Raw genomic sequence first — 20,427 nt, forward strand, 5'->3', positions numbered from 1 at the left:
GATGGGCCGCCGAGTTCAGCTGGCTAAAATCGGCATACCGCCCCCCCAGATCAAACGTGCGCTTCATCGACCTCTTTGCCGGCTGCGGCGGACTTTCCCTCGGGCTATCCATGGCCGGCATGCGCGGCGTTCTCGCGGTGGAGAAGGACGCAATGGCTTTCCGCACCTTCGCCGCGAACTTCCTACAGTCCGCAAATAACCAGAAGTTCAGGTTCGAGTGGCCTCGTGCTTGGTTTCCCGAACGTGAGTGCTCAATCGATGAACTCCTCTTGCGGCATGCGGACCGCCTAATGGAGCTGCGAGGGACCATCGATGTCATCGCGGGCGGGCCACCCTGTCAAGGCTTCAGCTTCGCTGGCCGGAGGGATGAAGCGGACCCACGGAACAAGCTATTCCTTGAATACGTCAAGGTCGTCAAGCTGGTGAAGCCAAAGGCGCTGATCGTCGAAAACGTTCCGGGGATGGCTGTAGTGCACTCTGAGCTGAGCGGAAAGAATGGCCAGCGCAGGCGGTCTTTCTTTGAAAAGTTGAAAGATGCACTGAGGGACGAGTACGACGTAGAGGGCGAGATCGTCAACCCAGTTCGCCTTGGCGTACCGCAGAAGAGGGAGAGGCTCATCGTCATCGGGATCCGTCGCGACCTTGCCGCCCATGTGAGCGCAAATGAAGGCAGGCCCGGAGGAGTGCGTCTTGCCTTCCATTTGCTTCAGCGTGAAAGCGACAAACTCCTTGCTGGTCTGGAATTCCGGGTTCCTGCAACAGCTTCCGATGCGATCTCGGACCTCGAAATTGCGCGAGCCGGGACGAAGAAGTGCGAGGACATAGAGTCTCCGCCAGGCTTTTTGGAACCTAAGTACAGTGGACCTCGAACGGCGTACCAGAGGCTTATGCAATCGGGTCACGTTGGGCCGATGGACAGTGCTCGGCTAGCAAATCACAGTGCCAAGGTCTCGGAGAGATTCCGAACGATCCTTGAGGAGTTTGGTCCTGGCTACAAGATGGGGGCTCAAGATCGAGAGCGTTTCGGACTGTTGAAGCACAGGGTTTGCACGCTGGATGCCAATGCGCCGGCAAGGACGATTACGACTTTGCCGGACGACATCCTTCACTATTCCGAGCCTCGAATCCTGAGCGTTCGTGAGTGTGCGCGGCTGCAATCCTTCCCGGACTGGTTCGTCTTCCGTGGTAAGTACACCACCGGTGGTAGCCGGCGAAAAGTTGAATGTCCGCGATATACGCAAGTCGGGAACGCAGTCCCGCCGCTCTTGGGCCGGGCTGTTGGGCTGGCCGTGGCGGAGGTGCTTGAGGCAGCATCGAAGCAAATGTTGGTTGCTCGCGGCGAGGTGCTCCGGATGGCTGCATAGTGCGTAATGGACACGCTTACGCCGGCCGAGCGCTCCGAGCGCATGGGGCGAATCAGAGGTCAGGATACCAAGCCAGAGCTCTTGCTTCGGCGCGCACTGCACGGACTTGGGCTTAGGTATCGGTTGCACGTCAAGGCGCTTCCCGGTAAGCCGGACATCGTTTTTCCGAAGTTCAGGACGGTACTGTTCGTCAACGGTTGTTTCTGGCACCGTCACGCAGGCTGCAAGGTCGCGAATACGCCTAAGACGAACATCGATTTCTGGCGAGCCAAGTTCCAGGCAAACGTTGATCGCGATCAGCGGAACATAGTTCGGTTGCAGGAGCTGGGGTGGCGAGTATTGATTGTCTGGGAATGCGAAACAAACACTCCCGTCAAGGCCGAAGAGGCTGCGGGAGCGGTAATTGCAAAGCTGAGGCACTGTGGCTAGCCGTGGCAATCAACCCTTGAGGTTCATGTAGGGCGTGATGTTGGGTACAGCCGACGTGCCCTCGTTCTTTGCCGAGGTACCTAGCTCTTAGGCGGACTCCTGCTCCGCCAGGACCCTGTCCACAGGGGTCCATCGAAGTCCCCCAAGCAGCATAAAGCCCTGAGAAATCAGGGCTTTATGTCTTCTGAGGTCCACGGACGTCCATGACGATCCAGCACCTTATCGGGGTACGAATCGGGGTATCGAGACAGCAGCTATCGGGGTACTTTTCTTCAACTGAAGGACCCGAAAGATGTCTGAACGACCGCAACCACCACTCCTCAACGTCGACCCCGGCAGCCAGACTGCCGTCTCACCGACCAGCAACTGGCCGACCTGATCACTCGAGAGCGCCCGTACAAGGTGTTCGACGGCAACTCACTCTTCGTCCTTGTCACACCGAGCGGGCAGCGCTCCTGGCGGTGGCGGTACTACATCCGGGGGCGGGAGAAAGTGCTGCTCCTTGGGTCGTACCCGGAGGTCAGTCTTCAACAGGCGCGCGCCGCCCGGGACCAGGCTCGCGACAAGGTGCAGGCCGGCATTGACCCTGCGGACGAGAAGCGGGAGGCGAAGCTTGCTCTGCTGATCGCGCAGGAGTCATCGTTCGAAGCCGTCGCTCGTGCCTGGCACTCGAGGTGGTCCACAGGGCGGCACGCGAGGTACGCAGAGGATGTGATGAGCCGATTGGAGCGGAACGTCTTCCCGGTGCTCGGGCACAAGCCCGTAGACCAGATTGAGCCCAAACACGTTGTGGCCATGATGGAGCGGGTTCAAGGGCGTGGAGCCACAGACGTCGCCCGTCGAGTTCGGAATACCTGCAGTCAGGTGTTCCGGTATGCGATCACGCGGGGGCTGTGCAGCCGCAATCCCGCCTCGGAATTCAAGCCTTCCGACGTGCTGCCGCAACGCGCCTCGGGAAATCACGCTCCCGCTGCTCGTCGGGATGCTGCTGACAGCGCTCGACGTTTTCCTGCTGCTGTACCTATTTGACCGCGGGGTGCGAACGCTGGAGGCGGTGACATTCGCCCTCGTACTCCTCATCGGTGGCTGCTTCGCGTACAACCTTGCGCTCGCGCAGCCGGAGCTCGGGGCAGTACTGAGCGGCATCCTTCCGAAAGGCGACGTGCTATCCAACGGCACGATGCTCTGGCTGGCCGTCGGTATCGTGGGTGCCACGGTGATGCCGCACAACCTGTACCTGCACTCTTCGCTGGTGCGGACCCGCGAGGTGGGGCCGACGGAGGATGCAAAGCGCACTGCCATCGCGTGCGCCACTATCGATTCCACCGGTGCGCTCCTCTTCGCGCTGTTCATCAACGGCTCGATCCTGGTCCTGTCGGCAGCGACCTTCTTCACCCGCGGCTACAACGACGTCACCGAACTCCAGCAGGCCCACCAACTGATCGCACCGGTGCTCGGCGCGAGCGGAGCGGCGGTTGCCTTCGCTGTGGCCTTGCTCGCATCCGGCTTTGCGTCCACGGTAACCGCCACGCTGGCGGGGCAGGTGGTCATGGAGGGGTTCTTGCATCGCACGCTGCCGCCATGGGTGCGCCGCTTCGCCACGCGCGCCATCGCGATCGTGCCTGCCATGGTGATTACCGCGGCTTATGGCGAATCAGGCACCGCCACGCTGCTCATCGCAAGCCAGGTCGTGCTCTCGCTCCAACTGCCTTTCGCTCTGGTTCCCTTGGTGCGCTTCACCACCTCGCGCGCGGTCATGGGCAATCTGGCCGCGCCGCGCTGGCTCGGCGCGCTCGCGTGGGCATGCTGTTCCGTAATCGTCCTGCTGAATCTGACGATGCTCGCGTCCCTCTTGTTTTCCCACTGAGGAGTCCCATCCATGCCAATCGAAAAGCCCTCTGGGGCGATCACGGGCGAGTTGCCCGAGATCACCATCAAGTCCGACACGCGCGACGTGCTCGCCCACGCCACGCGGCAGGCGGAGCGCTACAAGGATACGTTCATCGTCGACATCGACGGGCACGTCACCGAGACGGCGTTCTGGAACGAGATCATTGAGTTCATCGACGACGAGGTGATCCGCCACAACGCCCAGTCTTTCCGGCTGAAGCTGGGCAGCCCGCCCGGGCTCATGAATCACACGGTGGGCATGTACTACCAGGACGTGTTCGGCCGGATCCCTCACCAGGCGGGCCTGCTCGAGGAGGTGGATCGCGGCGGGAAGGTGCACCCCGTCATCCAGCTCGTCACCCGTGCCATCGATTCCATGGGCATCCACACGCAGGTGGTGTTCCCCACGCCGATGCTGCTGCTGGGCATGCACCCGCAGATCGAGGTCGAGGTCGCCCTGGGAAACGCGTTCAACCGCTGGATGTCCGAATCCATCCTGCCCCAGTCCGACCGCATCAAAGGTCTGATGTACCTGCCCTTCAACGACCCGGCCGCATGCGTGGAAACGGTCAAGCGGTTCGCGGGCCGCCCGGGCGTGATCGGCTTCACCGTCACGTCGACGCGCAATCGCCCCGTTTGACACAACGACTACATGCCGCTCTACCGCGAACTAGAGGAGCGCGGCATGCCCCTCGTCTTCCACGCAGGGTACTACTGGAACGATCCGTCGATGCTCCAGATGAACCGGTTCATGGCGATGCACGCGATCACCTTCGTGCACTACAACCTGATCCATCTGTCCAACTGGATCGTCAACGGGCTGCCTGAGCGGTTTCCGAAGCTGAAGATGGTGTGGGTGGAGTCGGGCCTCGCGTGGGTCCCCTTCATCATGCAGCGGCTCGACGCCGAATACATGATGCGCCCCTCGGAGGCGCCGCTGCTGAAGCGCCTGCCCTCCGAGTACATCCGCGAGATGTACTACTCATGCCAGCCGATGGAGGCGAGCAACATGGAACTGCTCCACGCCACGTTCAAGGCGATCAAGGCCGACACGCAGCTGCTCTATTCGTCCGACTGGCCGCACTGGGACTTTGACCTGCCCAGTGCGATCACCAAGCTGCCCTTCATCGACGAGAAGGCCAAGAGGCAGATCCTGGGCCTGAATGCCGCGAGGGTGTTCAACCTCGAAGTGCCCCCCCAATTCAAGCAGTTCTGAGAAGGAGCGACCATGAACCTGGATTTCGAAGCGCGCGCCAGCGAGGCGCTGCGCACGGGCGAGCTCTCCGCGGTGACGGACGAGGAACTCGCGCGCGTCATGACGTTGGCGACCCAGCTGTACGCTGCCAAGTCGGAACAGTTCGGCCTGAGTTTCCACCCGGTGAGCCCGGAGGTGAGCGCGACCGAGGTCGTGGCCACCGTCTCCGGCATGCTGCACGCGGCCAACCTCAACCTGTTCGACGTTGCCATGTGGTACCGGCGGCCGGGATGCGGCGAGATCGCCGCCGGGGGGATGCGCTCATGAACTGGATCTTCGTCTGCAAGAAGTCCGAATTGCCCGCGGGCGGCCGCAAGGTCGTACTCGTCGGCGGGCGGGAGGTGGGCGTGTTCCGCGAAGGGGACGATTTCTTCGCCTGGGACAACGCATGCCCGCACGCGGGCGGCCCCGTGTGCCAGGGCAAGATCATCAAGCGCGTGGAGGAAGTGATCGCAGCCGACAAGACGGGGCACGGATTCCGCTTCTCCGAAAGCGAAACGCACGTCGTCTGTCCCTGGCACGGCTACGAGTTCAACATCCGCACCGGCTGCCACCAGGGCAGTTCTTCGGTCCGGCTGCGCGGCCGGGAGGTCAAGCTCGAAGGCGACGACGTCTACCTCGTGCTGTAGTCCGAGGACCTTGCCTCCATTCACCCATGAAGGAGCTTTCGTGATGAATCGCAGGAAAATCATCGCCGTCGCGGCGACCTTGTGCGCTCTCGCGGGGCCCGTCGCGGCGCAGGATTGGCCCACGGCCAGGCCCGTGCGCGTCGTCGTGGCGTATCCCGCCGGTGGGCCCACCGACCTCGTGGCGCGGCTGTTGTGCAACGAACTGCAGGCGCAGCTCGGCGGCAATTTCATCGTCGACAACCGCGCGGGCGCCGGCGGGACAATCGGCACGGGCCACGTCGCCAAGGCGCCGGCGGACGGCTACACGCTGATCCTGACCAGCACGGTGGCCCAGTCGATCAACACGACGCTGCTGCCCAACGTTCCCTATGACCCGGTGAAAGACTTCACCCATGTGTCCCTGGTATCGCAAGGCCCGGTTGCGATCCTGGTCAGCGCGAACTCGCCGTGGACCTCGTTCAACGATCTCGTCGCGGCGGCGCGCGCGAACCCCAAGAGCATCTCGTACGGCTCGGCGCTGGGAAGCGTGGGCCACCTGACGGGCGAGTTGGCCAAGCGCAAGGTGCCGTTCCAGATGCAGCATGTCCCCTACAAGGGCGGCGCGCCGGCGCTGGCGGACCTCGTGGGCGGGCAGATCCAGGTGATGACGGACGTGCTGGCCACTCACGCGGAGATGATCAAGGGAAATCGCGTGCGCGCACTCGCGCTGGCGGCCGGCGAACGCTCCGACCTCATCCCCGAGGTGCCGACCTTCGCCGAACTCGGCTACAAGGACCTGGTCGCCTATTCGTGGTTCGGTGTTTCCGGGCCGGCGCAGCTGCCCCAGCCCATCGTCGACAGGCTCGACGCCGCCATCCAGAAGGTGCTGGTCAAGACCGAGTTCAGGCAGAAAGTCAAGCAGCTCGGCATGGACGTGACGCCGGGGTATGGGCCACACCGCTACACCGGCTTCGTCGCCGAGGAAGTGCAGAAGTGGGGCGCGGTGATCCGAGGGGCCAACATCAAGCCGGAGTAGCGCTCAGCCGGCGCGGCGGGAGCGCTCAGCCGGCGCGGCGGGAGATCTCCGCGCTGATCTCGTCCGCGCTGCGCTTGACGGCGTCCACCAGCTGCGGCTTCGCCGAAGGAGGCATGCGGTAGATGGGACCCACGAGCGACAGTGCCGCTACCACCTCGCTGCCGCGACGCACGGGTGCGGCCACCGACCAGAGATCCTGCATGAGGTCCCCGCTGCTGACCGAGTGGCCGGCCGCGCGGATCTCTTCCAGGTCGCTCTTGAGCCGGGTCACGCGGCCCTTCAGGTCCGCGTAATTGGCCGTGGCATGCGCCCAATACCGCTGCTGCTCCTCCAGTGAAAGATGGGCCAGCAGCAGCTTGGCGCCTGCGCCGCGGTGCAGGGGCACCCCCGTGCCGACTTCGAATGAAAGCCGGATCATCTGCGGCGCATCCTGCTTGGCCACGCACACGCCTGCATCGCCGATACGCTCGATCAGGAGCACGGTTTCCTGCGTCTGGTGCGACAGCCGCTGCATCGCCGGCAGCGCGAGCTCGATGATCCCGACCGCAGAACGCGCGGCCTCGCCGAGGCGGATGAGCGCGGGTGCGAGGTGCCAGCGTCCGTCGGCGCCGGACGCTATGAGCCCTGTCTCCTTCAGCAAGGCGAGGTGGCGGTACGCGGTGCTCTTCGGGACGTCCACGTGCGCCGCGAGGTCTTCGACCCGGGCGTGCGTGCGATCGGGCGTGAAGTACGTGAGCAGCTTGAGAATCTTCCGCGCACTCGAGGCCCCCACCGTTTGCTTCGGTATCACGACCTCGCTTCGCCCCGGCATGGGCGTTGCTCTCTTCTTCCTCGGCGCGTCTGGCAACTGTTCCGGTCTTCTCGTTCCGATCATAGCGGCGCCCGTTGACGCGCTTCGTACCTCAAATCTAGAATGAACGTGTCCTATAGGAACGGCGTGCCGATAATCGGAACGCAAGGATGAAAGGAACTCCCTCGTGCGGATGCTGATGAACCGCCCCCTTTTCGAAGACGTGCTGAGAGACAACGGGCTAGATGGCTTCGTGGGCACCACGGCCGAATCCGTGACCTGGCTCTCGGGCTACTGGGCGATGCCGCAGTGGATCCGCCGCGGGCCGCAGGCCTACGCCTTCCAGCCCCGCGAGGCCGGCGGCGAATCGTTCGTCGTCACCGGCACCGGCTTGCTGGACCACGCCGCCGACCAGGATCTCTACGTGCGTGCCTTCCACCGCTACGGCTTCTTCGCGTACGAGGATTTCGCCGAGGGCGGCGGACCCGAGGCCGTGCGGCTGCGCAAGATGCTGCGGGGCCCCGAGCACGAGAGCCCCGCCCACGCGTTGGCGCAGGCGCTCCGGCAGGCCGGCATGCGGGGAGGCCGCGTGGGCATCGAGCTCGACGGGCTTGCTTCGGGCGTGTTCGAGCGCGTGCGCGAACTCGCGCCCGAGGTGGAGCTGATCCGCTCGGACGCGCTCTCGAAGAAGTTCCGCGCGATCAAGACGCCCGAGGAAGTGGCGCGACTGCGCGAGTCGGGCCGCATCGCCGAGCGTTCCATCCTCGCTGCACTGGAAGGACTGCGGGAAGGGGAGAGCGAGGCGGACCTCGCGCTGCGCTTCCACGGCCGCACGGTGGCCGACGGCGCCTTCCCGGTGCTCGGCTGCATCGGGTTTTCCGAGCGCGGCGCGCTGCCCAACGTGGACCCGTCGCCGCACCGGAAGCTCAAGCGCGGCGACACGATCCGCTTCGACGTCGGCGGGCGCTACAGGCACTACCGGGCCGATATCGCCCGCATCGCGTCCTTTGGCGAACCGAGCGATCGCGCTCGGAAGAGCCACCACGCCGTGCAGGCCGGCATCGAACGCGCCTACGAGATCATCCGTCCCGGTCTGCCGGCCAGCACGCTGTTCAAGGAGATCATGGACACGGTGCGCAAGTCGGGCCTGCCGCATTACCGCCGCAACCACGTGGGCCACGGCATCGGCCTGGACGGCTACGAAGTGCCGGCGCTGACGGAAAACAGCACGGACGTGCTGCAGCCCGGCATGGTGATGTGCATCGAGACGCCCTACTACGAGCTGGGCTTCGGCGGTTTCCAGGTCGAGGACATGGTGACCGTCACCGAGGCGGGGGTGGAGTCGCTGATGACGCTGCCCCGCGACCTGATGCTGCGGTGATGAAGATCCTCGGCGCGGACCTCGACGCCCCGCAGGCTTACAGGCTGTTGACCGGCGTCGTGGTGCCGCGCCCCATCGCCTGGGTGACGAGCCGGTCGCCCGAAGGCGTGGTCAACCTGGCGCCGTTCAGCGCCTTCACCTACGTTTCCACCCGGCCGCCGATGGTCGGCTTCAACGCAGGCCGGAGGGCGGGGCGCCGCAAGGACACCGCGAACAACATCCTCGCCACGGGCGAGTTCGTGGTGCACGTGGTCGACGAGAGCCTCCTCGGCCCGATGCACGAGAGCTCGGCCGAACACCCAGCGGAGGTGAGCGAAGCCGAGTTGCTCGGCCTGTCCTGGACGGCCTCCGAGCGCGTCGCCGTCCCGCGCCTCGTGGCACCGCGCGTGGCCATGGAGTGCCGGTTCCACAGTGCCACGCCCTACGGCGACACGGGCGCCGAGTTCGTGGTGGGCGAGGTGCTCGTCTTCCACGTGGGGGATGGCTTCATCGCCGACGGGAAGATCGATTCGGCCAAGCTCAACCCGGTGTGCCGCCTGGCCGGGCCCAACTACGCCACCCTGGGCCGGATCACCACGCTGCGGCCGATCGCGCAGACGCCGCAGGCCGTGCTCGCGGCCGCCGAGGAGAAACCACGATGACCGCGGCGCTCCAGGGACGCGTTCGCCGCATGGCCTCGGCCCGCATGCCGACGGCGCACGGCGACTTCGACATGCACGTCTTCCGCGACGCGGAGGGGGCCGAACACGCCGCCCTAGTCCGCGGCGATGTGGCCGGGCGGGAGGACGTCCCGGTGCGCATCCATTCAGAGTGCCTCACCGGCGACGTGTTCGGCTCCTGTCGGTGCGATTGCGGCGAGCAACTGCAATCGGCACTGCGCCACGTCGCCGCCAGCCGCTGCGGCGTGGTGATCTACCTGCGCGGCCACGAGGGCCGCGGCATCGGCCTGGCCAACAAGATCCGCGCCTACGGGTTGCAGCAGTGCGGCCGGGACACGGTCGAGGCCAATACGGATCTCGGGCTGCCGGTGGACGCGCGCAGCTACGCAGCGGCGGCGGCCATCCTGCATGAACTCGGGCTCCGTTCGGTGGCGCTGATCACCAACAACCCGGACAAGCTCGCGGCGATGGCCGACCTGGGCGTGCACGTGCAGGGCCGCATCGCATCGGCGGCCACCGCCAACCGTCACAACGCGCAGTACCTGCGCACCAAGCGCGAAAAGCTGGGGCACCTGCCTGCGCCCGGCTGAACACCGAAAAAGAGAAAAGGCAGGAATCCAAGAGCCGGCGTTGACACGCCACCCACCTCGACCTAAAATTTCAATAACAGGAACGCTGTTCCGATAAACGGGACAAGAAAGGAACGACGATGATCTCCAAGCGAATCCTCCTGAAGCTGGCCGCGTTCGGCCTGGCCACCGTCGCCTCCGCGGTTCAGGGCCAGGGCCAGTATCCCGAAAAGCCGATCCGCATGATCGTGCCCTGGGCGGCGGGTGGCAGTACCGACACCACGGCACGCGCGCTCGCCAAGGCCGCCGAAGCGCACCTGGGTCAGCCCGTCGTCATCGTGAACGTGCCCGGCGCGTCCACCACGATCGGCATGGGCCAGCTCAACCGGGCGGCGCCGGACGGCTACACCATCGGCACGCTTTCCTCGACTTCGTACAACTTCGCGCTCTCGGGACAGAAGCTGGCGTACGACCCAATCGAGGGCTTCAGCTACATCAGCTACTACGGCGACAACCTGATCGGCGTGGCCGTGCCGGCGAGTAGCCCGTTCAAGACGCTGCAGGAGCTGATCGCGCACGCCAAGACCCACCGACTCACCTACGGCACGGCCGGCGCCGTGACGACGCAGCACCTGATCGGCGCCGGCCTGCAGAAGGCCACGGGCACCCAGATCGACCACATCCCCATGAACGGCTCGGCGGGCTCGATCAATGCGCTGCTCGGCAAGCACGTGGACTTCTCCATCGAAACCTCGGTCTGGATGCCGCACCTGCAGAACGGCAACGTGCGGGTCCTCGCCGTCAACACGCCGGAGCGCTCCAAGCACCTGCCGAACGTGCCGACGCTGCGCGAACTGGGCTTCCCGTTTCTGCGCTCGGTGCAGGGCATCATCGCGCCCCCCAACCTGCCGGAGGCCATCCGCGCGAAGCTGGAGAGCGCTTTCCGCAAGGCGCTGACCGACCCCGCCTTCGTCAACGTCATGGATCGCATGTCCATGGAAGTGATCGACATGTCCGGCAAGGACACCAAGGCGCTCGTCGAGCGCGAATTCCAGCGGGCGCAACAGCTCGAGCGCGAAGGCGCGCTCGGCACCGCGCAGAAGTAGGCCGCGCGTCCCGCGACACCCCGAAGGCAAAAGGAGCATCCCATGAAATTCAGCGTGTGCCTGTCGACAGGCTTCGAGGGGGTGATGTACCCCATCCCCTTCGCGGGACCGGAAGACTTCATCCGGCAGGCCAGGCGTTGCGAGGAACTCGGCTACCACTCGGTCTGGGGCAACGACCACATCACCACCCAGAACTACGTGCGAGACCTGTTCCCGGGCCGGCCGCCGAATTTCTACGACCCGCTCATCGTGCTGGCCGCGATCGCCGGCGCCACCAGGACCATCAAGATCGGCACCGCCATCACGGTGCTGCCGATGCACGATCCCGTGTACCTGGCCAAGCAGGCGATCACGCTCGACCAGATGAGCGGTGGCCGCTTCATCATGGCCGTGGGCCTGGGCGCCTACCGCGAGGAGTTCGAGGCCTGGGCCGGCAACCGGTTCCAGAACCCGCGCCGCGGCGACATGATGGACGAGGGGCTGGAGGCGATGCACCGCCTCTTCAACGAAGCCAAGGCGAGCTACGACGGCAAGTACTACAGCTACAAGGACGTCGAGATGTTCCCCAAGAGCATCGCGCAGCCCTTCCCCGTGTACATCGGCGGGCACAACGTCGAGGCGATGGAGCGCGCCGTGAAGTACGGCCAGGGCTGGCTGCCGGGCTGGCAGCCGCTGCCCGTGATGGAGGACCGCATCGCCACGCTCAAGCGCCGGCTGGTGGAAGCGGGCCGCGACCTGGCCGGCTTCGAGATCGCACCGCAGCTGTCCTGCACCGTGGACCAGACCATGGAGCTGGCCGAGAAGCGCTACATGGAAAGCGGCCTGGTCGCCCACCGCGTCTCGCTGGCCTACACCGGCCGAGACCTGAGCCACCAGGTCACCGCCAACCTCGTGGGGTCACCCGAAGTGATCCTCCAGAAGATCGAGAAGCTGCGCTCCATCGGGGTGCAGCACGTGAGCGCGCTGATGTTCCCCGCCAACTCAGTTGCCGAACTGGACGAACAGATCGAGTGGTTCGCCAAGGAAGTCATGGCCAAGCTGCCGAAGGACTGAGGGACCCGGGATGAGCCAGACCGATCTCGAACAGGAGCTGCTCGCCGTGCCATGCGGCGACCTCGCGCGCCGGGCCGGCGCCATCGCGCGGCTGGCGTGGGGCGACACGATCACGTACTCGCCCAAGGTGTTCATCCCGCTGACCAAGCTGTGCCGGGACCTTTGCGGCTACTGCACCTTCTCGCGCGACCACTCGGTCGCGCGTGAGAAGGCGTACATGGAGCTCGAGGAAGTCCTGGCGGTCGCCCGGGCCGGCGAAGCCGCCGGCTGTCACGAGGCGCTCTTCACCCTGGGCGACAAGCCGGAGCTGCGCTACCCGCGCGCCGCCGAATGGCTCCAGGCGCGCGGCTACGCCAGCACGGTCGACTACCTCGTGGCGGCCTGCCGCGAGGTCGCCACCAAGACTTCGCTGCTGCCGCACGTGAATGCCGGCGTGCTCAGCCGCGACGAACTGGCTCGTGTGCGCGAAGTCAGCGTGTCCATCGGGCTGATGCTCGAGGTCAAGGCACCGCGCTTCATGGACAAGGGCATGCCGCACTACCGCAGCCCCGACAAGGACCCGCAAGTGCGCATGCGCATGCTCCGCGAGGCGGGCGAGCTGCGCATCCCGGTCACGACCGGGCTGCTCGTCGGCATCGGCGAAACGCGCGAGGAGCGCATCGAGACCCTGCGCGACATCCGCCGCCTGCACGAAGAGTCCGGGCACCTCCAGGAAGTCATCATCCAGAACTTCTGTCCCAAGGCGGGCACGCCCATGCAGGCCGTCGCGCCGGCGGCGCTCGAAGAGCAGCTCTGGACGATCGCGGCCGCGCGCCACATCCTCCCCGCAGACATTTCCATCCAGTCGCCCCCGAACCTGCGGCCGGGCGAGGTCCAGGCGCTGATCGCGGCCGGGATCAACGACGTCGGGGGCATCTCGCCGGTGACGGCCGACCACGTCAACCCCGAGGCCGCCTGGCCGCAGATCGGGGCGCTGCGCAAGCAGCTGGAAGCGGCCGGCTTCGCCCTGGCGCCGCGCCTGCCGGTGTATCCCGCGTACGTGCGTGAGCGCGCGCAGTGGGTGGATGCCACGCACCACCGCAAGCTGCTCATGCCCTCGGATGCGTTCGGCCTCGCGCGCGAGGACCGCTGGTTCGCAGGCGGGGCCAAGGTGGCGCCGCCCGGCGTGCCCCGTGGCGCGCCCGCGGTCCACACGCCCACCGAGATCGCGTACATCGTCAGCGTCGCGCAGGGCGGGCAGCGGCTGACCGAAACGCAGGTGGCGAAGCTGTTCGAGTCGCGCGGCAACGACTACACCCGCGTGGTCCATGCGGCCGACGCCATGCGCAAGGCGCACGCGGGCGACGTGGTCCGCCACGTCATCAACCGCAACATCAACTACACGAACATCTGCGCCTACCGGTGCGGGTTCTGCGCCTTTTCCAAGCGCACGGGCGGCAACAAGCCTACGGAGAGCCCGTACGACCTCGACGTGGCCGAAGTCGTCGAGCGCGCGCGCGAGGCGGTCGCGCGCGGCGCCACCGAGGTCTGCATGCAGGGCGGCATCCACCCGTCGTACGACGGAAACACCTACCTCGGCCTGCTCTCCGCCCTCCGAGCCGCGCTGCCGCAGCTGCACGTCCACGCGTTCTCGCCGCTGGAAGTGCTGCATGGCGCCTCCACGCTGGGGGTGAGCACGGCGGAGTTCCTGCAGGAGCTCAAGCGCAAGGGGCTCGGCTCGCTGCCGGGCACCGCCGCGGAGATCCTCAGCGACGACGTGCGGGCGATCATCTGCCCCGACAAGGTAACGACGGCCGAATGGCTGCGCATCGTCGGCGAAGCGCATCGCGCCGGGCTCCCGACGACGTCGACCATCATGTTCGGCCACGTCGAGCACTACGACCACTGGGCCCGGCACATCCTGGCCCTGCGCGACCTGCAGCAGGAGACCGGGGGCATCACCGAATTCGTGCCGCTGCCCTTCGTGCACACCAACAGCCCCATCTACAAGCGCGGACAGGCCCGTCGAGGCCCCACCTGGCGCGAGACGGTGCTGATGTACGCGGTGTCGCGCCTCGCGCTCAGTCCCCTGATCCCGAACATCCAGACCTCGTGGGTCAAGCTCGGCCCGCAGGGCGCGCAGCAGACGCTTCTGGCCGGCGCCAACGATTTCGGCGGCGTGCTCATGAACGAGAGCATCTCGCGCGCGGCCGGCGCCGAGTGGGGGCAGGGCGTGACCGCCGCGCAGATCGAGCAGCTGCTGGCGGAGGTCGGCCGCGTCTCCGAGCAACGCACCACCCTTTACCAGCCCGTCGCGCGTCCGCTGTCGCGGCTCGCGCGCATTCCCGTCATCACCGAGAACGTGCCCGCGCTTTCGGTGTGCCCCGGCAGCCACTGAAAGGATTTCTATGAGCAACACACTCCCGACCCTCGCCGTTCTCGGCGGCACCGGGCATGAAGGCAGCGGCATCGCGTTTCGCGCAGCGCTGGCGGGCTGCAAGGTGGTGGTCGGCTCGCGGGCCGCCGCCCGGGCCGCCGCCCGTGCAGCGGAACTGAACGCACAGGCCGGTTCGAACCACGTGAGTGGCGCCGGTCTGATCGAGGCCGCCCAACAGGCGCAGGTCGTGGTGCTGGCGGTGCCCTACGCCGCCCAGGTGGCCACGGCCGAACAGGTCCGCCCGGCCCTGGAAGGCAAGGTGCTGATCGACGTCACGGTGCCGCTCAAGCCGCCGAAAGTGTCGCTCGTGCAGCTGCCGCCCGAAGGCTCGTGCGTGAAGGCGCTGCAGGACAGGCTCGGCACGGGCGTGCGCGTGGTCTCCGCGTTCCAGAACGTCTCGGCGCATGCGCTGATGAATCCGAACAAGCCTGTGGACTGCGACGTGCTCGTATGCGCCGACGACCCGGAGGCCAAGACGATCGTCCGCGACCTGGTCACGAAGATGGGCCTGGTGGCCATCGACGCGGGCCCGCTCGCCAACTCGGTGGTCTCGGAAACGCTCACCTCGGTGCTGATCCACCTGAACAAGACCTACAAGGTGCCGGCCTCCGGCATCCGCATCAGCGGCCTGCGCTGACCGTTCCGCTGCCCATGCCGATGCGCCATCTCCAGTTGTTCGGACTCGCCAGCCCGCGGGAGATCCGCGCCGGCGACGATCTCGTAGGCTGGGTGGCGCAGATGTGCGGCGAGGAGAGCCTGCGCGTGCAGGCGGGCGACATCCTGGTGTTCGCGCAGAAGGTGGTGTCCAAGAGCGAGGGGCGCACCGTGGACCTGGACACGGTCACGCCCTCCGGTCGTGCGCTCGAACTCGCGCAGCAGACGGGCAAGGACGCGCGAGTCGTCGAGCTGATCCTCTCCGAGTCGACGCAGGTGGTGCGCGCCACGCCACAGGTGCTAATCGTGCGGCACCGCACGGGCGTTGTCTTGGCCAATGCCGGCATCGACCGTTCCAACGTGCAGCAGCAGGGGACCGGCGAGTCGGTGCTCCTGTGGCCGCAGGACCCCGATGCGTCCGCCGAGCGGCTGCATCGCGCTGCGTCGCAGCACTTTAGCGTGCACCTGCCGGTGCTCATCAACGACAGCCTCGGTCGCGCCTGGCGGCGCGGGACCATCGGAACCGCGATCGGCGCGGCCGGCATGCCCTGCCTGCTCGACCTGCGCGGGCGCGAAGACCGCCACGGATTCCGCCTGATCACCACCGAGGTGGGTGGCGCGGACGAGATAGCGGCGGCGGCTTCGCTCGTCATGGGGCAGGCCGGAGAGGGCATCGCGGCGGTGCTGGTGCGGGGCGTGAACCTGCCTGCGCGCGGTGGCACGGCGGCGGACCTGATCCGCAGCAAGCGCGAGGACCTGTTCCCGTGATCCACGCATTTTCCGGTGGCGTCGGCGGCGCGAAACTCGCGCGCGGGCTCGCGGACGAGGTCGCGGGTGACGAGCTCGCCATCGTCGTCAACACCGGCGACGACTTCGACTATCTCGGCCTGCGCATCATGCCGGACTTCGACAGCGTGGCGTACGCCATCGCGGGCCGCAACGACGAGGTACGCGGCTGGGGGCGGGCCGGCGAGACGTGGCAATGCAAGGAGTCGCTGGTCGAACTCGGCGTCGATGCCTGGTTCAGCCTGGGCGACAAGGACCTGGCGATGCACCTGCTGCGCCTGTCGCTGCTGAAGTCCGGTGCGACCGTCGGCGATGCCGCCCAGGAGATCTTGCGCCGGATGGGCATCAGGTGCCGCGTCCTGCCGATGACGGACGATGCCGTCGAGACCATCGTGGTAACGCCCGAGGGCGAGCTGGGGTTCCAGGACTACTTCGTGCGGCGGCACTGCCAGCCGCGCGTGAGCGCCTTCCGCTTCGCGGGCCTCGACAAGGCCAGGCCGTCCGCTACGTGGTTCGATGCGCTCGCGTCGGGCATCCCCCCTGGCGTGATCATCTGTCCGTCCAACCCCTATGTCAGCATCGACCCGATCCTGGCCCTGCGGGGGGTGCGCGAAGCCTTGCAGCGCACCCGTGCACCGGTCGTCGCCGTCAGCCCGCTCGTGGGCGGCGATGCCGTCAAAGGCCCGCTCGCGAAGATGCTGCGGGAGCTGGGACGGCCTCTCACGCCGGTGGCGATCGCGGAGCATTACGGAGACCTGCTGGATGGCTTCGTTCTCGATGCACGCGACGAGGCGTTCGCGCCCGCCCTGCTCGAGCGCGGTCTGCGGGTGGCGATCTGCGACACCCTGATGCCCGACCGCGGCTCGAGCCGGCGCGTGGCGCGCGCCTGCCTGGCACTCCTGGCCGAATGCGGAGCCGCGAGTGCGGCCTGACGTCGTCCTCATCCCCGCCAAGGGCGTCGCCGATGGCAAGTCTCGCCTGAGGAACGTGCTGTCGCCTTCTCGGCGACAGGAGCTCAATCTGGCGCAGCTGCGGCAGACCCTCCATGCGGCCGCCGCCGTCTTCGGCAGCGGGAACACGTACGTTGTCTCGGCTTGCGCCGGTGTCGAGGAAGTCGCCGCCGCCGCGGGCTTGTGCTTCATCCGCGAAGGCGGCGTTCCGCCCGGCCTGAACGAAGCCCTGGAGCAGGCGAGGGCGCACGTGGTGCACTCGGTGTCGCCCCGATCGATGGCGATCCTGCCGGTCGATCTGCCCGGAGTGGGCGAGGCCGCCCTACGCGAGGTGCTCGCGTCGTGCCCGGTAGAGGAAGCCCTCATCGTTCCGGACCGTGCCGGGCAGGGCACCAATTTCCTGCGCATCCCCGCTTCGTGCGGGATCCCCTTTGCCTATGGCGAGGGCAGCTTCGCGCGCCACGTGCGGCTGCTCGCACAAGAAGACGTGAACGTGCGCGTGGTCGGGCAGACGTGCCTGCGCGACGACCTCGATGAACCGCTGCAGCTGCGGCTGTACGGACGTTACGGCGACCTGCTGGCTGCCTGAAGAACCACAAGAACAGAAGAACCAGAAAGGAAAAACGGAGTGATCATCGGCGTCCCGGCCGAAACGTCGGGCGGTGAGCGGCGCGTTGCCGTCACGCCCGAAACGGCGAAAAAACTCAAGGCGCAGGGCCACACGCTGCGCGTCGCGTCGGCCGCGGGCCTGGCGGCCAGCGCGCCGGACGACGCCTATGTGGCGGCCGGCGCGGACATCACCGACCAGACGGGTGCGCTCGGCTGCGAGCTGGTGCTCAAGGTGCGCGCGCCGCAGGAGCAGGAGCTGGCCGCGATGCGCCCGGGCGCCACGCTGGTGGGCATGCTCAACCCGTTCGACGCGGCCGGGCTGCAGCGCCTGGCGGCGGCGGGCCTGACCGCGTTCGCGCTGGAGGCGGCGCCGCGCACCACGCGCGCGCAGAGCATGGACGTGCTGTCCTCGCAGGCCAACATCGCCGGTTACAAGGCCGTGATGCTGGCGGCCAACGCCTACCAACGGTTCTTCCCGATGCTGATGACGGCCGCCGGAACGGTGAAGGCCGCTCGCGTCGTGGTGCTGGGCGTGGGCGTGGCCGGACTGCAGGCCATCGCCACCGCCAAGCGCCTGGGCGCGGTCATCGAGGCGTCGGACGTGCGCCCGTCGGTCAAGGAGCAGGTCGAGTCGCTGGGGGCGAAGTTCATCGAGGTGCCCTACGAGACGGCCGAGGAGAAGGAAGCCGCCGAGGGCGTGGGCGGCTACGCGCGCCCGATGCCGCAGGGCTGGCTCGACCGCCAGAAGGCCGAAGTGGCCAAGCGCGTCGCCCAGGCCGACGTGGTGATCACCACCGCGCTCATCCCGGGCCGGCCGGCGCCGGTTCTCGTCACCGAGGACATGGTCCGGTCCATGAAGCCGGGCTCGGTCATCGTCGACCTGGCCGCGCCGCAGGGCGGCAACTGCCCGCTGACCGAGGCGGGCCGCACCGTGGTCAGGCATGGCGTCACCCTGGTGGGCGAGACCAACCTGCCGGCGCTGGTGGCCGCCGACGCCTCGGCCCTGTATGCCCGCAACGTGCTGGACTTCCTCAAGCTCATCGTCACCCAGGAAGCCCAGCTGAACATCGACATGAACGACGACATCGTGGCCGCGTGCCTCATGGCCCGCGGCGGGGAAGTCACGAGGAAGTCCTGAGCATGGAAATCAGCCACACCGTCATCAACCTCATCATCTTCGTGCTGGCCATCTACGTGGGCTACCACGTGGTCTGGAACGTCACGCCCGCGCTGCACACGCCGCTGATGGCGGTGACCAACGCGATCTCGGCCATCGTCATCGTGGGCGCCATGCTGGCCGCCGCGCTGACCGAAGGCGGCCTGGGCAAGACCATGGGCGTGCTGGCCGTCGCGCTGGCCGCGGTCAACGTCTTCGGCGGCTTCCTGGTCACCCGGCGGATGCTGGAGATGTTCCGCAAGAAGGACCGCAAGGCGGGAGGCGGGCAATGAGCATGAACGTCGTCACGCTGCTGTACCTGGCGGCGTCGGTCTGCTTCATCCAGGCGCTCAAGGGCCTGTCGCATCCCACCACCTCCATCCGCGGCAACCTGTTCGGCATGGTGGGCATGGGCATCGCCGTGCTCACCACCGCCGCGCTGATCGTCGAGCTGTCCGGCGGCGCGGCGCGCGGCATGGCCTGGGTGCTGCTCGGGCTGGTGGTCGGCGGCGGAGCCGGCGCCATCATGGCCAAGCGCGTCGAGATGACCAAGATGCCCGAGCTGGTGGCCTTCATGCACAGCATGATCGGCCTGGCCGCGGTGTTCATCGCGATCGCCGCCGTCGCCGAGCCGCACGCCTTCGGCATCGCCGACAAGGGCACGCCCATCCCGCGCGGCAACCGGCTGGAGCTGTTCCTGGGCGCGGCCATCGGCGCGATCACCTTCAGCGGCTCGGTCATCGCGTTCGGCAAGCTGTCGGGCAAGTACAGGTTCCGCCTGTTCCAGGGCGCGCCGGTGGTGTTCGCCGGCCAGCACCTGCTCAACCTGGCGCTGGGCATCGCCACCATCGGCCTGGGGCTCATGTTCATGCTCAGCGAGAACTGGTTCGCGTTCTTCCTGATGCTGGCGCTGTCCTTCGTGCTGGGCGTGCTGATCATCATCCCGATCGGCGGGGCCGACATGCCCGTGGTGGTGTCGATGCTCAACTCGTATTCGGGCTGGGCGGCCGCGGGCATCGGCTTCTCGCTGAACAACAGCATGCTGATCATCGCCGGCTCGCTGGTGGGCAGCTCGGGCGCGATCCTGAGCTACATCATGTGCAAGGCGATGAACCGCTCGTTCTTCAACGTGATCCTGGGCGGTTTCGGCGGCGAGGCGGGCCAGGTCGCGGCCGGCGGCGGCGTGCAGCGCACGGTCAAGAGCGGCAGCGCGGACGACGCGGCGTTCATCCTGGGCAACGCGGAAACCGTGGTCATCGTGCCCGGCTACGGCCTGGCCGTGGCGCGGGCGCAGCATGCCGTCAAGGAGCTGGCCGAGAAACTCACCCACCAGGGCGTGACGGTCAAGTACGCCATCCACCCCGTGGCCGGCCGCATGCCCGGGCACATGAACGTGCTGCTGGCCGAGGCCGAGGTGCCGTACGACCAGGTGTTCGAGATGGAGGACATCAATGGCGAGTTCGGCCAGGCCGACGTCGCCATCGTCCTCGGTGCCAACGACGTGGTGAACCCGGCCGCGCTGCAGAAGGGCAGCCCGATCTACGGCATGCCGATCCTGGAGGCCTACAAGGCCAAGACGGTGATCGTGAACAAGCGCTCGATGGCCGCGGGCTATGCCGGCCTGGACAACGAGCTGTTCTACATGGACAAGACCATGATGGTCTTCGGCGACGCCAAGAAGGTGGTCGAGGACATGGCCAAGGCGGTGGAGTAGAG

The 20,427-nt window shown here is 66.9% G+C and carries 22 protein-coding genes and 1 pseudogene; 22 read left to right on the plus strand and 1 reads right to left on the minus strand.

Annotated features, from left to right (window positions below):
• The first annotated feature begins 56 nt into the window (after positions 1-56).
• The 9 genes and pseudogenes from V6M57_RS15925 to V6M57_RS15965 all read left to right on the plus strand — a co-directional run bounded on the left by V6M57_RS15925 (position 57) and on the right by V6M57_RS15965 (position 6,582).
• Positions 57-1,364, plus strand: a complete 1,308-nt coding sequence (locus tag V6M57_RS15925; RefSeq protein WP_332815977.1) for a DNA cytosine methyltransferase — start codon at positions 57-59, stop codon at positions 1,362-1,364.
• A gap of 6 nt (positions 1,365-1,370) precedes the next feature.
• Positions 1,371-1,793: a very short patch repair endonuclease gene (locus tag V6M57_RS15930; RefSeq protein ID WP_332815978.1), complete on the plus strand. Its 423-nt coding sequence runs from the start codon at positions 1,371-1,373 to the stop codon at positions 1,791-1,793.
• A gap of 363 nt (positions 1,794-2,156) precedes the next feature.
• Positions 2,157-2,822 (plus strand): annotated as a pseudogene (locus tag V6M57_RS15935) (tyrosine-type recombinase/integrase); the annotation flags it as partial.
• A complete protein-coding gene (locus V6M57_RS15940) occupies positions 2,776-3,660 on the plus strand; it encodes a divalent metal cation transporter (protein WP_332815979.1) in 885 nt (294 codons plus the stop codon). The pseudogene V6M57_RS15935 and the gene V6M57_RS15940, both read left to right, overlap by 47 nt.
• Positions 3,661-3,672: 12 nt before the next feature.
• Positions 3,673-4,323 (plus strand): hypothetical protein, encoded by a 651-nt coding sequence (locus tag V6M57_RS15945; RefSeq protein ID WP_332815980.1) that lies wholly within the window; start codon positions 3,673-3,675, stop codon positions 4,321-4,323.
• Positions 4,324-4,335: 12 nt separating this feature from the next.
• Positions 4,336-4,899 (plus strand): amidohydrolase family protein, encoded by a 564-nt coding sequence (locus V6M57_RS15950; RefSeq protein WP_332815981.1) that lies wholly within the window; start codon positions 4,336-4,338, stop codon positions 4,897-4,899.
• Between the two features lie 12 nt (positions 4,900-4,911).
• A complete protein-coding gene (locus V6M57_RS15955; protein WP_332815982.1) occupies positions 4,912-5,205 on the plus strand; it encodes a hypothetical protein in 294 nt (97 codons plus the stop codon).
• A complete protein-coding gene (locus V6M57_RS15960; protein ID WP_332815983.1) occupies positions 5,202-5,567 on the plus strand; it encodes a Rieske (2Fe-2S) protein in 366 nt (121 codons plus the stop codon). The genes V6M57_RS15955 and V6M57_RS15960 overlap by 4 nt, the downstream gene beginning before the upstream one ends.
• A 43-nt stretch (positions 5,568-5,610) precedes the next feature.
• Entirely contained in the window at positions 5,611-6,582 is a 972-nt protein-coding gene (locus tag V6M57_RS15965; RefSeq protein WP_332815984.1) for a Bug family tripartite tricarboxylate transporter substrate binding protein, read from the plus strand.
• A gap of 25 nt (positions 6,583-6,607) precedes the next feature.
• Here V6M57_RS15965 and V6M57_RS15970 read toward each other — a convergent pair whose 3' ends face one another.
• Positions 6,608-7,393: an IclR family transcriptional regulator gene (locus V6M57_RS15970; protein WP_332815985.1), complete on the minus strand. Its 786-nt coding sequence runs from the start codon at positions 7,391-7,393 to the stop codon at positions 6,608-6,610.
• A 178-nt stretch (positions 7,394-7,571) separates the two neighbouring features.
• Between V6M57_RS15970 and V6M57_RS15975 the strand changes: the two genes are divergently transcribed.
• The 13 genes from V6M57_RS15975 to V6M57_RS16035 all read left to right on the plus strand — a co-directional run bounded on the left by V6M57_RS15975 (position 7,572) and on the right by V6M57_RS16035 (position 20,425).
• Positions 7,572-8,753, plus strand: a complete 1,182-nt coding sequence (locus tag V6M57_RS15975) for a Xaa-Pro peptidase family protein (protein ID WP_332815986.1) — start codon at positions 7,572-7,574, stop codon at positions 8,751-8,753.
• Positions 8,753-9,394, plus strand: coding sequence for a flavin reductase family protein (locus V6M57_RS15980; RefSeq protein ID WP_332815987.1), 642 nt, complete (start codon positions 8,753-8,755; stop codon positions 9,392-9,394). Before V6M57_RS15975 ends, V6M57_RS15980 begins: the two co-directional genes overlap by 1 nt.
• Positions 9,391-10,002 carry a GTP cyclohydrolase II gene (gene ribA / locus V6M57_RS15985; protein ID WP_332815988.1) on the plus strand — a complete coding sequence of 204 codons (612 nt, stop codon included), beginning with the start codon at positions 9,391-9,393 and terminating at the stop codon, positions 10,000-10,002. The genes V6M57_RS15980 and ribA overlap by 4 nt, the downstream gene beginning before the upstream one ends.
• Before the next feature lie 119 nt (positions 10,003-10,121).
• Positions 10,122-11,087 (plus strand): tripartite tricarboxylate transporter substrate binding protein, encoded by a 966-nt coding sequence (locus V6M57_RS15990; protein ID WP_332815989.1) that lies wholly within the window; start codon positions 10,122-10,124, stop codon positions 11,085-11,087.
• Positions 11,088-11,129: 42 nt separating this feature from the next.
• A complete protein-coding gene (locus V6M57_RS15995) occupies positions 11,130-12,140 on the plus strand; it encodes an LLM class flavin-dependent oxidoreductase (RefSeq protein WP_332815990.1) in 1,011 nt (336 codons plus the stop codon).
• Between the two features lie 10 nt (positions 12,141-12,150).
• Positions 12,151-14,517, plus strand: coding sequence for a 5-amino-6-(D-ribitylamino)uracil--L-tyrosine 4-hydroxyphenyl transferase CofH (gene cofH / locus V6M57_RS16000; protein WP_332815991.1), 2,367 nt, complete (start codon positions 12,151-12,153; stop codon positions 14,515-14,517).
• A gap of 10 nt (positions 14,518-14,527) precedes the next feature.
• Entirely contained in the window at positions 14,528-15,193 is a 666-nt protein-coding gene (gene npdG / locus V6M57_RS16005; RefSeq protein ID WP_332815992.1) for an NADPH-dependent F420 reductase, read from the plus strand.
• Between the two features lie 14 nt (positions 15,194-15,207).
• Entirely contained in the window at positions 15,208-15,978 is a 771-nt protein-coding gene (gene cofE / locus V6M57_RS16010) for a coenzyme F420-0:L-glutamate ligase (RefSeq protein ID WP_332815993.1), read from the plus strand.
• Entirely contained in the window at positions 15,975-16,928 is a 954-nt protein-coding gene (gene cofD, locus V6M57_RS16015) for a 2-phospho-L-lactate transferase (protein ID WP_332815994.1), read from the plus strand. The genes cofE and cofD overlap by 4 nt, the downstream gene beginning before the upstream one ends.
• Positions 16,918-17,535: a 2-phospho-L-lactate guanylyltransferase gene (gene cofC, locus V6M57_RS16020; RefSeq protein WP_332815995.1), complete on the plus strand. Its 618-nt coding sequence runs from the start codon at positions 16,918-16,920 to the stop codon at positions 17,533-17,535. The genes cofD and cofC overlap by 11 nt, the downstream gene beginning before the upstream one ends.
• A gap of 39 nt (positions 17,536-17,574) precedes the next feature.
• A complete protein-coding gene (locus tag V6M57_RS16025; RefSeq protein WP_332815996.1) occupies positions 17,575-18,693 on the plus strand; it encodes a Re/Si-specific NAD(P)(+) transhydrogenase subunit alpha in 1,119 nt (372 codons plus the stop codon).
• Between the two features lie 2 nt (positions 18,694-18,695).
• On the plus strand, positions 18,696-19,004 hold the full coding sequence (locus V6M57_RS16030; RefSeq protein WP_332815997.1) for an NAD(P) transhydrogenase subunit alpha: 309 nt from the start codon (positions 18,696-18,698) through the stop codon (positions 19,002-19,004).
• Positions 19,001-20,425 carry an NAD(P)(+) transhydrogenase (Re/Si-specific) subunit beta gene (locus tag V6M57_RS16035; protein ID WP_332815998.1) on the plus strand — a complete coding sequence of 475 codons (1,425 nt, stop codon included), beginning with the start codon at positions 19,001-19,003 and terminating at the stop codon, positions 20,423-20,425. Before V6M57_RS16030 ends, V6M57_RS16035 begins: the two co-directional genes overlap by 4 nt.
• Positions 20,426-20,427 lie beyond the last annotated feature (2 nt).

It is taken from the genome of Ramlibacter sp., from assembly GCF_036676645.1.
GTDB lineage: Bacteria > Pseudomonadota > Gammaproteobacteria > Burkholderiales > Burkholderiaceae_C > Ramlibacter.